This is a genomic window from Streptomyces sp. NPDC025784 (genome assembly GCF_055558435.1).
In genome coordinates this window covers 113,700-127,120 of sequence record NZ_JBVHMN010000025.1, presented here as the reverse complement: position 1 = coordinate 127,120, position 13,421 = coordinate 113,700, and the positions used below count along the sequence as shown (strand labels likewise).

General features: G+C 71.9%; 10 protein-coding genes. 8 read left to right on the top strand and 2 right to left on the bottom strand.

Annotated features, from left to right (window positions below):
• Nucleotides 1-63: 63 nt before the first annotated feature.
• The 3 genes from ACZ4IF_RS39310 (at nucleotide 64) to ACZ4IF_RS39300 (ending at nucleotide 2,440) form a co-directional block, all read left to right on the top strand.
• Nucleotides 64-666 carry a TetR/AcrR family transcriptional regulator gene (locus ACZ4IF_RS39310; RefSeq protein ID WP_467572322.1) on the top strand — a complete coding sequence of 201 codons (603 nt, stop codon included), beginning with the start codon at nucleotides 64-66 and terminating at the stop codon, nucleotides 664-666.
• On the top strand, nucleotides 663-1,541 hold the full coding sequence (locus ACZ4IF_RS39305; RefSeq protein ID WP_467572319.1) for an alpha/beta fold hydrolase: 879 nt from the start codon (nucleotides 663-665) through the stop codon (nucleotides 1,539-1,541). The genes ACZ4IF_RS39310 and ACZ4IF_RS39305 overlap by 4 nt, the downstream gene beginning before the upstream one ends.
• A gap of 71 nt (nucleotides 1,542-1,612) precedes the next feature.
• Nucleotides 1,613-2,440 (top strand): class II aldolase/adducin family protein, encoded by an 828-nt coding sequence (locus ACZ4IF_RS39300; RefSeq protein WP_359497286.1) that lies wholly within the window; start codon nucleotides 1,613-1,615, stop codon nucleotides 2,438-2,440.
• On the opposite strand, the gene ACZ4IF_RS39295 is transcribed toward ACZ4IF_RS39300, so the two are convergent.
• Nucleotides 2,420-3,658: an MFS transporter gene (locus tag ACZ4IF_RS39295; RefSeq protein ID WP_467572314.1), complete on the bottom strand. Its 1,239-nt coding sequence runs from the start codon at nucleotides 3,656-3,658 to the stop codon at nucleotides 2,420-2,422. The two genes, ACZ4IF_RS39300 and ACZ4IF_RS39295, sit on opposite strands and share 21 nt — an antisense overlap.
• A gap of 99 nt (nucleotides 3,659-3,757) precedes the next feature.
• Here ACZ4IF_RS39295 and ACZ4IF_RS39290 point away from each other — a divergent pair, with 99 nt between their 5' ends.
• Entirely contained in the window at nucleotides 3,758-4,843 is a 1,086-nt protein-coding gene (locus tag ACZ4IF_RS39290; RefSeq protein ID WP_467572311.1) for a DUF5937 family protein, read from the top strand.
• 55 nt (nucleotides 4,844-4,898) lie between these two features.
• Here ACZ4IF_RS39290 and ACZ4IF_RS39285 read toward each other — a convergent pair whose 3' ends face one another.
• Nucleotides 4,899-5,804, bottom strand: a complete 906-nt coding sequence (locus ACZ4IF_RS39285; protein WP_467572309.1) for an NmrA family NAD(P)-binding protein — start codon at nucleotides 5,802-5,804, stop codon at nucleotides 4,899-4,901.
• A 462-nt stretch (nucleotides 5,805-6,266) separates the two neighbouring features.
• Here ACZ4IF_RS39285 and ACZ4IF_RS39280 point away from each other — a divergent pair, with 462 nt between their 5' ends.
• The 4 genes from ACZ4IF_RS39280 to ACZ4IF_RS39265 all read left to right on the top strand — a co-directional run bounded on the left by ACZ4IF_RS39280 (nucleotide 6,267) and on the right by ACZ4IF_RS39265 (nucleotide 13,306).
• Nucleotides 6,267-7,019, top strand: coding sequence for an SDR family oxidoreductase (locus tag ACZ4IF_RS39280; RefSeq protein ID WP_467572306.1), 753 nt, complete (start codon nucleotides 6,267-6,269; stop codon nucleotides 7,017-7,019).
• A gap of 290 nt (nucleotides 7,020-7,309) precedes the next feature.
• On the top strand, nucleotides 7,310-8,296 hold the full coding sequence (locus ACZ4IF_RS39275) for a hypothetical protein (RefSeq protein ID WP_467572303.1): 987 nt from the start codon (nucleotides 7,310-7,312) through the stop codon (nucleotides 8,294-8,296).
• A gap of 187 nt (nucleotides 8,297-8,483) precedes the next feature.
• Nucleotides 8,484-10,367 (top strand): HSP90 family protein, encoded by a 1,884-nt coding sequence (locus tag ACZ4IF_RS39270; RefSeq protein ID WP_467572300.1) that lies wholly within the window; start codon nucleotides 8,484-8,486, stop codon nucleotides 10,365-10,367.
• Nucleotides 10,368-10,369: 2 nt separating this feature from the next.
• Nucleotides 10,370-13,306, top strand: coding sequence for a hypothetical protein (locus ACZ4IF_RS39265; RefSeq protein ID WP_467572297.1), 2,937 nt, complete (start codon nucleotides 10,370-10,372; stop codon nucleotides 13,304-13,306).
• The last annotated feature ends 115 nt before the right edge of the window (nucleotides 13,307-13,421 follow it).

Genomic DNA, 13,421 nt, shown 5'->3' with positions numbered 1-13,421 from the left:
TCTATCGGATAGGAACCTCTATCCGGCAGGGGTGACCGGCATGACGAGAATGGATCGGGGCGCATGGCGAAGCGCGTGACCAAGAGACGGCTGGAGACGAACGAACGGCTGCTCGACGCGGCGGAACAGGCCTTCGCGGAGCACGGCTTCCACGGGGTGTCGATCTCCGAGCTGTGCGCGAGGGCCGGATACACGTCAGGCGCCTTCTACTCGAACTACGCCTCGAAGGACGAGCTCTTCCTCGCCCTGTTCACCCGGCGCTCCGAGGCCGTCCTCAAGCAGCTCGGCGAGGCGATGGACCAGGCCGTCGTGTCCGAGCACCCGGTCACCACGTTCATCGAGCTGGCGAGCGTCGTGGACGAGGAGACACGCACCTGGTTCCTCATCTCCACCGAGTTCACCCTCTACGCCATCAGGAACCCCGAGGCGGCCGAAGCACTCGCTCGCCACGACGCGGCGATGCGGGCGGAGATCAAGGAACTCGTCGCGCCACTCCTCACGAGCGATCCGAACGGCGTGGACGAGACGGACCTCGACATGGTGCTGCGCTTCGTCGTCGCCGTCCGGGAGGGCGGACTGGCGCAGAGCCTGGTGGAACCGACCGCTCTCCCGCACGGCGAGCTGGAACGCCGCTTCCTTCCCGCACTGTTCGGAGGACTCCGATGACGACCGACATCGAGAAGTGGTGGGCCGACGGCGATCTGGTGCCGCTCACCGTCGCGGGAGTGCAGCGCGAGGTGTTCGTCCGCCGGATCGGCCGTGGCCCCGTGATGACCCTGCTCCACGGCTTCCCCAGTTCGTCGTACGACTGGGCACGGGTCGTACCGGCACTCGCCGCGCACCACACGCTCCTCGTGCCGGACTTCCTGGGCTTCGGCGCGAGCGAGAAGCCGTCGGGGCACGACTACTCGATCCACGAACAGGCCGACCTGGTGGCCGCGTTGTGGCAACGCGAGGCAGTGACTTCGACACGACTCGTGGCGCACGACTTCGGCACCACCGTCGCCCAGGAACTGCTCGCGCGCGCCGCCGACCGCAAGTCGACGACCGAGATCACGAGCCTCACCTTGCTCAACGGCGGCATCTACCCGGAGCTCCACCGCCCGGAGCCGGCCCAGTCGGCCCTGCTCGACCCCGAACTCGGTCCCCGGATCAGCGCGTCGCTCGACGCCGAGCTCATGGCGGCCGCCCTCGCGCCGACCTTCGCCGAGGGCTACGACTCCACCACCGACGTGGCGGACATCTGGAAGAGCGTCTGCCGCGGCGACGGCCACCTGAACTCCCACCTGCTGATCCGCTACATCACCGACCGCATCACCCACCGTGACCGCTGGGTGCACGCCATGGAGACCAGCGATCTGCCCAAGACGTTCATCTGGGGCCTGCGCGACCCCATTTCGGGTGCCCACATGGCAGAGCGGATCGCCGAACGGATGCCGGACGCGGCGCTCCACGCCCTGACGGACGTCGGACACTGGCCCCCGCTGGAAGCACCCCAACGCGTCGCGTCCCTGATCCTCGCCACGGCAGAGAGCGAATAGGTCACCCAGGCGTCGACGCAGGCGCACTCACGATCCCACCGCGACTCCGCACACCGAGAGGAACGAATCCCATGGCAACCGCCCAGCCCTACGCACCCGAGATCCTGGACCTGATCCGCGCCAATGTCGGCCCGATCCCCGACGACTTCGATCTCCCGCTCCCGCCCATGAATCTCTCGGTCGAGGAGGAGCGGGAGGTGCGCAAGCAGGAACTCGCCGCCGCCTTCCGGGTGTTCGGCAAGCTGGGATTCTCCGAGGGCGTCGCCGGTCACATCACCGCCCGCGACCCCGAATTCCCCGACACGTTCTGGGTGAACCCCTTCGGCATGAGCTTCAACCAGATCAAGGTCTCCGACCTGATCCGCGTCGACCACGAGGGCAACCTGCTGCACGGCAGGCGCCCGGTGAACCGCGCCGCGTTCTGCATTCATGCCGAGGTGCACAAGGCCCGCCCCGACGCCGTCGCGGCCGCACACGCGCACTCCCTCCACGGCAAGGCCTTCTCGGCGCTCGGAATACCGCTGGCACCCCTCACACAGGACGCCTGCGCCTTCTACGAGGACCAGGGCATCTACAGCGACTACCGCGGGGTCGTGAACGACTCCGAGGAAGGGCGTCGCATCGGCGAGGCGCTGGGCTCGGCGAAGGCCGTGATCCTGCAGAATCACGGCCTGTTGACCGTCGGACACTCGGTCGCCGCCGCAGCGTGGTGGTTCATCACCATGGAACGCTCGTGCCAGGCCCAGCTGCTGGCGATGGCGGCCGGCTCACCGATCGAGATCGACCACGACACCGCCGCGCTGGTCCGCAAGCAGATCGGCGGACCGCTCGCGGGCTGGTTCCAGTTCCGTCCGCTGTGGGACCAGATCACCGCCTCCTCACCCGACTTGTTCGACTGAGGCCGCACCGCGGGCAGGCCCGCCACGGGCCTGCTCGGCGGCAAGGGCGGAGGCGGACAGAAGCGTCGCGGCGGCGAGGCTGCCCCAGAGCGCGGCCGAGCCGTGAGGAGCGAGAGCGGTGATGACCGCCGGGGAGACGGCGAGGCCGAAGCCCGTGGAGAGCTCGAAGCGGGCGAGGGTGCGTCCCAGGACGTGGGGCGGGGCGAGGGCGGTGACGAGCGGGGTGGCGCTGCCGGCGTAGATGATCTCGCCGACGGTGCAGAGCACGGACACCGCGGCGACGGCCGGGGCGGCCCAGCCGCGTCCCAGCGAGGTTGCCGCGAGGAAGCCCAGGTAGGACGCGGTCAGCACCACTCCGGCGAGGGCCAGCACGGTCTGCCGTGCGAACCGGGACAGCAGGACGGTGACCGGAACCTGCAGGGTGACCACCAGCACCGTGTTGGCCACGAAGATGGCGGCCGACCACACGGGGGATGCGTGCAACTGTGTCACCAGGACCAGAGGGAGTGCGATCTCGGGGACGTTGAGGCAGAAGACGTAGACCACGTTGGCGGCCAGCAGCGCGCGTATCCGAGGCGCGGGCACGTCGAACCTGCCATGGGCCTGGGCAGCGGCCGGACGCGCGCGCAGATGGACCGACCACACCAAGGCCGCCGCGGCGAGACAGGCGAGCCCGGTGACGGCCGACAGCGTCCGCAGCGCGCTGGTGCCGCCCGTCAGGCACGCGAGGGCGAGGAGCGCGCCCACGCCCAGGCCGGCGTTGCGCAGGGCGCGGGCTCCCGCGAGAGCGGCGTCGCGTTCCCGGCCGTGGGAGACCGTGGCCACGAGAGCTGCATGGGCGGCGGGCCAAGCCTGGTTGCCGATGCCGAGGAAGAGCGCCGCCGCCGCGAACAGCCAGACGTGCCCCGCAGGGGCGGCCAGCAGCAGCACCACACCCAGTACCCGCACCAGCATCGACGCCGCCACGACCGTGCTGCGCGCGCCCCGGTCCAGCCATCGGCCCACCGCGGGTATGCACCCCAGACCCGCGACGACGCCGGCCGTCATGGCGATGCCGGTGGCAGGCGCCGACAGCCTCAGCACCGTCACCCCGTAGAGCAGCAGAAACGGCCGCAACAGGCCGGTGCCGAGCGCGTCCACGGCCAGGGCGACGGCATATCGGGGGCCTCCGGAGGCCCGGACGAGGGCGCGCGGCCGGATCTTGAGGGTGGTTGTCATGGCGCCCACGGTGGGTTCGGCCGTCGGGCCGGTCACGTCGGTTGACGGACAGCGTCAACCGACGCCGTCGCCGGCCGCCGGGTCGGCGATGCTGGGGGGATGACGTTGAGGATCGACATCGGCGGCCTGCCGTCCGAGCGACTGCGGTTCGCCGCCTCCCCGCTCGCCGAGCTGACCGCGATGCTGCACGTGCTGGCCGAACCCGGGCACCATCCGCAGTTCGCCGGCTGGGCCGGGGACGTCTGGTCGGGGCTGCGGCCGGAGCCGGCCGAGCGGCTCAGGGAGGCAGAGTTCCTCTGGCGCTCCTCACAGGCCGACTTCCTGATCCCTGCCCGACCCCGGCCGACCCTCGCCGAGGAGTTGGACGACGTGGACCGGATCGACGACGAGACGTATGTGACCGCCGCGCTCGTCAGCACCTGCGGCAGCAACCGGGTCCCCTTCAGCACTGCGTCGCCACTCACCGACGCGACCGCCCGCGAACGGGCCCTGGACCTCGCCCAGGCCCGCGGCCCGCGACAAGAGGCCTTCGCGGAACGGCTGCTCGCGGACCCCGCAGCCGTGCGGGCGCGCGTACGCCAGACCCTGGAGCAGTGCGCCGAGGCCTTCTTCGACGCCGCCTGGAAGGATGTCGCCCTACAACTCGCCACCGACCTGCGGCTGAAGAACGACCTTTTGAAGCGACAGGGCATCGGCGCGGCGCTCGCATCGGTGTCCGACGCGGTCACCCTGGCACCGGACGGCGACTGCATCGTCGTGGACAAGCTGCAGGACAAGGCGACCGCCGCCCATGGCACCGGCGTGAGCTTCATCCCCAGCGTCTTCGGCAGCCCGCACCTGGTGGTGGTGCACGCGCCGGGATGGCAGCCGGTGGTGCAGTACCCCGTGGCCGGGCCGCGACCGTCGCAACCGGTGTCGCTGGAAACGGTCACGCTACGACTGGAGGCCCTGGCACATCCTGTACGGCTGCGGCTGCTGCGCACCCTCGCCCGCGGCCCGCACACCACCGGTGAACTGGCCCACGCCTGGCAGCTCTCACCCCCTGAGGTCTCCCGCCACCTCGCCGTCCTGCGCCGCGCGGGCCTGCTCACGTCCCGGCGGCACGGTCGTTACGTTCGCTACACCCTCGAACTGCCTGGTGTGGCGGCGCTGGGGTCCGACCTGCTGGCGGCCGTACTGCGCTGAGGGGCCTCCGCCTGCCGCAACGGGGAAGACCGCGACCTTCGTGGCGGCGAGGTCGTCAGCCCAGGTAGAAGTCCTTGCGTGCCGCCACGAACTCCTCGATCGACTCGGCTGGGGCACCGCTGAGGCGCTCGACGTCGGCGGAGGCCCGGTCGTACCGGTTCTGATGGTGGAGGCGGCACATGGTGACGATGTGCTCCTCGACGTGCGGCGGCAGGCCGATCGTGGAGAGCACCTCCTCGCGCCACCGGTCGAGAGGGACGTCCACGTAGGAGACCGGCCGACCCAGTGCCTTCGAGAAGGCGTCGGCCATCTCCGTCATGTCGACCGTGCGTGGGCCGGTCAGTTCGTAGACGTGCCCCACGTGGGGGCCGGGGTCACTCAGCACGGTCGCGATCACCCTGGCGACGTCGTCCACGGCGATCGGCGAAGTGCGTCCGTTTCCGAAGGGCAGCTCGATGGTGCCGTTCCTCTGGATCGTCCGGGCCGTGAGCGTGGTGAACAGCGGGTTGTCCAGGAAAGCGGTGGGGCGGATGTGCACCACCGGCAGGCCCGACCAGTTGAACACCTGCTCCGCCAGCCAGTGCAGCCGCTGCTGGCGGGACTCCGTGGTGCTGGTTGCGGTCATCTGCGACACGGTCATCTGTGACATGTCGACGAGGGCGTCCAGCGTGCCGTACTCCCGCGCGACACTCGCCACGACGGTCGCCGCGAGAAGATGGTCGGGCGACACGGGCATGGCGAAGTACATGCTCCGGGTGCCCTCCAACGCGGCCGCGACGGTGTCCGGTCGTGTGAGGTCGCCGAGGACGACCTCCGCACCGAGCGCACGCAGCCGCGCGGCACGGTCGTCGTCCCGGCGGACCATGACCCGTACGGGCACGTCCTGCGAACGCAGCCTCTCGACGACGTTTCGGCCCACGTCGCCCGCGCCGGTGATGAGGGCGAGGTGTCTGGCAGCCATGGGTCTGCCTCCTTCTCCGTGAGCGGACCGCATCGCACGCGCATGCGCCGTCGTGCGTGCGTCCGCGCCTGTCCCTGCGTCCGCGCGCGGAACGGGCGTGCGTCCCCGGTCGGCGACGGCGTCCGAAGGTGCCGCGGGAGGACGACGAAGCGGAGCCGTGGAGGATGCCGGCGACCTCGTGAGACGTGACGTGTGCGCCTGCGGTGTCCGGGCTGCCGCACTTGACGACTTCGGCGCCCTTCGAGCGTACGCCCGATCGATCGGTCAGGGCGGCCGACCGAAGCGGCCGCCACTCCACCGAGCCGGACGATGTGACCGCGGTGACGCCGACGGCCGGGATGCGGTCGCGGCCGCCGAGGGCGACGCTGAAGGGGCGCACCCCCGCGGCCGCTCACCTCTGCTGACACCGACAGCGGGGGAGCGAAGCGGCACGGCAGAACGAGCGGCACAGAAGGGACCACCATGCCTGCCCTGCGCGTCGCCGTCGCCGGAGCGACGGGGAACATCGGCGCCCGTACCGCCACAGCCCTGGAACGGGCCGGACACGACGTCGTGCGCATCAGCCGCTCGCTCGGTGTGGACCTGACGACGGGCGACGGTCTCGACGCCGCTCTGAGAGGTGTCGACGCCGTCGTGGACGCCACGAGCCACGAGGCGACCGACCGGGACGAGGCCGTGGCGTTCTTCGCCACCACCACCCGGAACCTGCTCGCCGCCGAGGCGCGGGCCGGTGTCCGTCACCACGTGCTGCTCACGATCGTCGGCGTCCATCGCATCGAAGGCAACGCACACTATGCGGGCAAGCGGGAGCAGGAGCGCCTCGTGGCCGACGGCCCGGTGCCGTGGACCGTCGTTCCCTTCACGCAGTTCCACGACTTCGCCGCGACGGTGGTGAGTTGGACCGAACGGGGTGGTGTCGCCACGATCGCACCGTTGCTCGTGCAGCCGATCGCCCCCTCGGACGTGGCCGACGTCCTCGCGGAGATCGCCACCGGCACACCGCAGGGGCACTACCGCGATGTCGCCGGCCCGGAACCGCAGGACCTCGTGGACATGGCCCGACGTACCAACGACGCACGCGGGCACAGGGTCGAGCTCGTGCCGACGTGGTCATCGATCTTCGGTACGGAGATGGCCGGCGACGTGCTCCTGCCGGGCGACGGCGCTCGCATCGCGCCCACCACCTTCGACGAGTGGCTGGCCGGGCCGCAATAGCCTCACCCCCGGCGCCGTGAAGCCGCGGTGCGGGGAGGCCCCTGCGCTGTGACGTCGCGGCACCGCGCCCCCCTGCGCCGAGACGTCACGGCGTTGTCGTCGCCCGAGGGCCCGGTGCCACCGGATCTCACCGTCGTGCCACTCGTCCGTGGGTGTGAGCCCCGCGGCGACGGCGGCCCATGCCCGGCAGCGGGTCTCATGAAGCGCCGGTGAAAACCCTGTGGAAGCGGTGTCGGTGGGACCGCTTATGCTGCACCCGAAGATCACGCGGGACCTGGGGAGGGCGCTGCATGTTGGGCAAGCTGTTCGGCAAGGGTGGGGAGAGACCGGAGGCGGATCCGCACGCCCTTCCCGTCCCGCGCAGGCAGAAAGGCGGCATGTACGCGCTGCGCGCGCTCGGCGACAGGCGGGTGCTGACGCTGGTGGAGGCGGCGGACGCCGGTGACTGGGAGGCGGTCAAGGCGGCGCTGGTCCCCTTCGACCTCGGCCGCGATCACCAAGTCCTCGGTGAATTGGCCGACTTGGACGGTGTGCAGGACTGGATCGGTCAGGCCGTCGAGGAGGACAAGGAACACCGCGCGACGGCCCTGCTGATATCCGGGACGCGCCACATCAGCTGGGGCTGGGAAGCGCGCACCTCCGCACGCGCCGTGAACGTCTCGCAGGAGCAGTGGCGGGTCTTCCACGAGCGGCTCCGGATCGCCGAGGAACAGCTCCTCGAGGCCGCCGAGCTCCAGCCGGACTGGGTCACACCATGGCGCCGCCTGCTGACCTCCGGGCGCGGTATGTCGCTGGGCCCGGCCGTCAACGAGACCCGGCTCGACGCCGCTCTGCGCCGCGACCCGCTGGACCTGGAGACCCATGTCGAGTGGGTGTCGCAGTTGCAGCCCCGTTGGAGCGGCGAGCCCGGCCAGGCCCTGGCGTTCGCCCGCGACGCGTTCGCCCGTGCCCCGCTGGGGCATCGCCTCGGCTGCGTCATCGCCATGGCGCACATCGAGGACTGGGTCGAGTCGGACCGCGGCGACTGCCTGGAAACCCCGGAGATCCAGGCCGAGTTGCGGGACGCGGCCGACCGCAGCATCCTCCACCCCGCCTACGTACGTCGGCCGGGCTGGCAGCACGACTTCAACATGTTCGCCATGGCCCTGGCGCTGGCCGACGAGCGTCACACCATCCGGCGTGTCTTCCTGACCCTCGACGGCGCCTACACCAAATGGCCCTGGACGTACTTCGCGGAGCCCGAGAAGCAGTTCGCCCGTCACCACCGGCGCGCTTGAGCGTTCGCTCCCCGGTCCCGCCCGCCCCCAGCGGCGTTCCTGAGCGTCCCCCCTCGATTCCGCCCGTCATCACCACTGCCGCGCCCGAGCGTTCGCCGCGCCGGTTGCGCCCGCCACCGCCACTGCCGCTCCTGAGCGCACGCCGCCCCGGTCCCACCCGTCCCCGTCGCCCTCACAGGACTGTCCGATGACTCTGCCCGACACCGCCGCGAACCCGGTCGGCGCCGACCGCACCTTCCAAGTGGATCTGCGCGGCCTCGTCGATCTCCTCTCCCACCACCTCTACTCCAGCCCCCGCGTCTACCTGCGCGAACTCCTGCAGAACGCGGTGGACGCGCTGACCGCCCGGCACGGCCTCGAACCGGCCGCGCCCACCGACACCTACGGCATCCGCCTCTACGCCGACGGTTCGGTGGTACGCGTCGAGGACGACGGCGTCGGTCTCACCGAGACCGACGTGCACACCTTCCTCGCCACGATCGGCCGCAGCAGCAAGCGCGCCACGGGCGTCCCCGCGGACGAGCCCATTCGAGGCTGGGGGAAGATCGCCGAACAACGCGGCGACTTCATCGGCCAGTTCGGAATCGGCCTGCTCTCCTGCTTCCTGGTCGCGGACGAGATCCACGTCCTGAGCCGCTCCGCCCGCACCCCCGACGCACCCGCCGTGGAGTGGCGCGGACGCGGCGACGGCAGCTACACCGTCCGCACCCTGCCCGCCTCCGCCCGCCCCAGGCCAGGCACCACCGTCACCCTCACTCCGCGGGCGGATGCGGGGGAGTGGACCCGGCCGACGCAGGTGCACGCGCTGGCCCGGCACTTCGGCTCCCTGCTGCGCCACCCGGTGACCTTCGACGACGGCACGGGCGGCCCAGGCGCGTCCGTCAACCCCGAGCCGGCGCCTTGGACCCGTACGTACGCCACTCCGGGAGCCCGCTCCCGGGCCCTGGCCGCGTACGGCGAGGACGTCTTCGGTTTCGCACCGCTCGACACCATCGAACTGGACCTCCCGGCCGTCGGCCTGAAGGGCATCGCGTGTGTGCTGCCCGAGGCGGTGCCGGCCGGGCGCCGCCACGGCCACCGCGTGCACGTCAAGGGCATGCTGCTGTCCGAGCAGGCCGAGGAGATCCTGCCCGAATGGGCGTTCTTCGTCCGCTGCGTCGTCGACGCGGAGAGCCTGCGCCCGACGGCGTCCCGCGAGTCCCTGTACGAGGACGACACCCTCGCCGCGGTCCGCGACGCCCTCGCCGAGCGGCTGCGCGCGTGGATCGCCCGGGCCGCCGCCAGCGACCCGGACCTGCTCGCCCGCTTCCTCCAGGTCCACCACCTGGCCGTGAAGTCGCTCGCGGTGCACGACGACGAGATCCTGCGGATGCTGCTGCCCTGGCTGCCGTTCGAGACCACCGACGGGCACGCCACCCTCGACGAGTTCGCGCGCACGCACCGCACCGTGCTCGTGACGTCGAGCGTGGAGGAGTTCCGGCAGGTCGCCGCGATCGCCTCGGCCGCCGGTCTCGGCGTCGTCAACGGCGGCTACACCTACGACCGCGAACTGGTTCACCGACTCCCCGAGATCAGGCCCGAGAACAACGTCGCCGACCTCGACCCGGCGACCCTCACCGCCCATCTCGACCCGGTCGACCGGGAGACGGAACTGGCCGCCACGGCCTACCTCTCCATGGCCCGCGACGCCCTCGCCGTCTTCGACTGCGACGTCGCGCTGCGCTCCTTCCAGCCCGCGTCCGCGCCCGCACTCCTCGTCGACAGCCGCGAGGCCCGGCACGAGCGCACCCGCTCCCAGCTCGCCCGTGAGCAGGAGGGCGGCCTGTGGGGCGACATCCTCGGCGCCCTGCGCCAGGAAGCCCCGCGCGCCCAGCTGATCCTCAACCAGCTCAACCCGCTGGTCCGCACCGCCGTCACCATCGACGAGCCCGAACTGGCCCGCACCAGCGCCGAAGCCCTCTACGGGCAGGCCGCGATGCTGTCCCGGCGCCCGCTGCGGCCCGCCGAATCGAGCCTCATCAACCGCTCCTTCCTCGACCTCCTCGCCCACGCCCTCCGCAAGGACATCTGACGATGCCGACCGCACCCCAGACCACCGACGAGCTCTTCCAGGCCCTGAGCGAGAACGACCGGCGCCCCTACGGGCGTACCCGCACCGTCACGGCCGAGGAACTCGTCGACGCCGCCGAGCAGTTCGGGGAGCCGGAGCCGCTGGCGTACGCGCTCCTGGAACTCCAGGAGGCCTACACCTACGGCGCCGAACCCCGGAAGTCGCCCGTCGTCTTCGCACGGCTGCTGAATCTCTTCGACGAGCAGCCCGACGTCTTCGACGAGCGCCTGCGGCACATGCTGTTCTGGCGTTTCAAGTGGGTGGCCAACGCCCTGCGCGCCCTGCCGGAGGTGCCGCTGGCGAGCCTGCGCCAGTGGCAGACGGAGATGCGCGACCGGTACATGAAGGCAGGCCTCGACCTCCAGCCGTACTACGGCCAGGCATACCAACTGGCCGCCCACGTCGGTGAGGACACCGCCCTCGCATACGAACTGTGGGCCGGCCGCAGCCGCAGCCGGCTCAGCGACTGCGAAGCCTGCGAGATCTGCGAGCGCGCCCTGCACCACCTCGCCGCGGGCGACGACGAACGGGCGCTGCGCACATGGGAGCCCGTGCTCGCCGGGAAGGACTCCTGCCAGGAGGAGCCTGCCCGCTCCATCTCGTACGCGCTGCTTCCGCTGCTGCGCACGGGCGGCGTCGACACGGCCAGGGAGCTGCATCTCGCCGGATACCGCGCCTGCCGCCGCAACCCCTCGATGGCCGGAGAGGTCGGCCGGCACCTGGAGTTCTGCGCGCTCACCGGCAACGAGGCACGCGGCCTGGAACTGCTCTCCGAGAACCGCAACCTGTTCGACGAAGTGGACTCGCCGCAGGGCCAGTTCGACTTCCTCACCGGCGTGGAGGTGCTCCTCCGGCGTGTGGAGCTGCTCGGCCACGGCGACCTGCCCGCCGCCGGTTACGCGGGCCGCACGTGGACGGTGGCGACCCTGCGCGCCGAGGTACGCGGCCGTGCCGACGACCTCGCCGCCCGCTTCGACGCCCGCAACGGAACCGCGGCCCACACCGAACGCCGCGGGGCGCGCCTCGACCGTGCCCCGCTCCTGGACGCCCTGGAACTGACCCTGCGCACCCGCGGCCTCGACGAGGTGGGCCCGGCCGCCGCTCCCGTCGCCGCGCCGGCCGGTCGCCGGACCGTCACGGTCGCCGAGGCGCTGCCCGAACTCATCCTCCAGGCAAGGGCGTTGGACGAGCAGGGGCACCCGGACGCACAGGCCTGCTGGGCGCGGCTGCACACGCTTGTCACGGCCCGCGACTACACCCACCCCGACGACCCGGCCGTGGGTCCGCTCGTCCAACTGCGCGCGGATCTGCTGGCCGACGAGGCGGGCCGGGCGGGCGAGAAGGACGAGTTCGCCGACGCCGCCGCCCTCTACGAGGAGGCCGCGGGCCTGTACGAGGACGCCGGAGCGCCCGGGCGCGCCGCACTGGCCCGGGGCGGCGCCCTGCTCGCCGCCGCGGGCGTTCCCGCGGAGGACGGCGACGCAGCCGATGCGAAGGCCGCCGCGCTGAGCGCCGCCCACGCCTCCATGGTCCGCCTGCACGAGGAGACGCCCGGTCTCACCCCGTACCAGGAGGCCCGCCTGCTGCGGCTGCGGGCGACCGTCCTCGGCCTGCGCCTTCAGGCGTCGCGGAGTGAGGAGCACATCGCGCCGGTCTTCGCCGAGGTGGACCTGCTGCACGACTTCGCCACCCGGCACGACGTCGTCCCGCAGATCTCCGGCGCCCGCCTGTTGCGGGCCAGCACGCACGCCCTCTCCGGCGAACTGCCCACCGCGGTCACCGAGATCGACAGCCTCATCGACGATCTGAAGGCGCACGGACCCGCCTGGCACCTGCCCCGCACGCTGGGACTGCGTGGCCGGTTCCAGCTCGGTCTCCGGGACGCCCAGGCCGCGCACGCGGACCTCGCGGAGGCCGTTCGACTGGCCGCCGACTGGCCGGCCGACGCGGTCGACACGGCCCGCCTCCACGGCGATCTCGCCGAGGCCTGCATGCACCTGGGGCGCCCCGACGAGGCACTGCGGTACCTGACGCGCTCGGCGGAACTGGACCTTCGACGCGGTAGCCGGACGGACGCGTTCTGCACCTACAGCAACGCTGCCCAGCTGAGCCTGGACCTGGGCCGTGTCGAGGACTGCATCGCTCTGCTCGACTCCGTCCTGGTCGAACCGGACGTCGCCGCCGGCGAACTGGACGACCGGCTCGTGGCCCAACTGCGCCTGACACGCGCCCGCGCACTGAACTCGGGAGACGACCTCAAGGCCGCCACGGCGGAACTCGTCGCCCTCGCCGCCGAGTCGGCCGACTGGGACGACGACCCGGGGAGCCACGTCATGATCGCCGGGGAGACGGCTGTGCTCCTCGGCAAGTCCGGCGAGTTCGACCGGGCCCGCGAGGCGGCGGGCCAGGCACTCGCCGCGCACGCCAGGGCCCCGCGCTACGAGCAGCTCAGCAACTGCCTGCGCGAACTCGCCCGACTCCAGGCGCAGCAGCAGGGCCCCGACGGCCTGGCCGAGGCCCTCGCCCACCTCGCCGACGCCGGCCGGATCGCCGACGAGGCCCGCGCCGCCGAGTACGAGGCCCACAGCCGCTCCCTGGACACGGCCCTGGCGTACGAACACGGGCGGGTCTACGCCTACGCCGGCGAGTACGAGGACTCCCTGGCCGCGCTGGAGAAGACCTTCGCCCTGCTCGGTGAACCGGGACCGGACCAGGACCACGCCGAGGAGTGGGCCGAGTGCGTCCGCCTCGCGGGTGCCGTGGAGGGCCTCTACCTGAAGCGGCCCGCCCCGGCCCTCACCCGCCTCGACGCGGCCGTCTCCCGGCTGACCGGCCTGGGCCACACCGAGGCGACCGAGCCGCTGACCTCCTTGGCGGCCAGGCTGCGCGACGAGAAGTGATGCCACGACCGGTGCCGGCGCGTCGAATCGCGCCGGCACCGGGGTGCCCGGTGCTCACCTGCGGGGCGGCCGCTCGCGGCTGCCGTCGCCGGACATCTGGTGGACCGGGTCGGCT

Coding starts and splice junctions, on each gene's coding strand:
- ACZ4IF_RS39310 (WP_467572322.1), top strand. CDS start 64: ATGGCGAAGCGCGTGACCAAGAGACGGCTGGAGACGAACGAACGGCTG.
- ACZ4IF_RS39305 (WP_467572319.1), top strand. CDS start 663: ATGACGACCGACATCGAGAAGTGGTGGGCCGACGGCGATCTGGTGCCG.
- ACZ4IF_RS39300 (WP_359497286.1), top strand. CDS start 1,613: ATGGCAACCGCCCAGCCCTACGCACCCGAGATCCTGGACCTGATCCGC.
- ACZ4IF_RS39295 (WP_467572314.1), bottom strand. CDS start 3,658: ATGACAACCACCCTCAAGATCCGGCCGCGCGCCCTCGTCCGGGCCTCC.
- ACZ4IF_RS39290 (WP_467572311.1), top strand. CDS start 3,758: ATGACGTTGAGGATCGACATCGGCGGCCTGCCGTCCGAGCGACTGCGG.
- ACZ4IF_RS39285 (WP_467572309.1), bottom strand. CDS start 5,804: ATGGCTGCCAGACACCTCGCCCTCATCACCGGCGCGGGCGACGTGGGC.
- ACZ4IF_RS39280 (WP_467572306.1), top strand. CDS start 6,267: ATGCCTGCCCTGCGCGTCGCCGTCGCCGGAGCGACGGGGAACATCGGC.
- ACZ4IF_RS39275 (WP_467572303.1), top strand. CDS start 7,310: ATGTTGGGCAAGCTGTTCGGCAAGGGTGGGGAGAGACCGGAGGCGGAT.
- ACZ4IF_RS39270 (WP_467572300.1), top strand. CDS start 8,484: ATGACTCTGCCCGACACCGCCGCGAACCCGGTCGGCGCCGACCGCACC.
- ACZ4IF_RS39265 (WP_467572297.1), top strand. CDS start 10,370: ATGCCGACCGCACCCCAGACCACCGACGAGCTCTTCCAGGCCCTGAGC.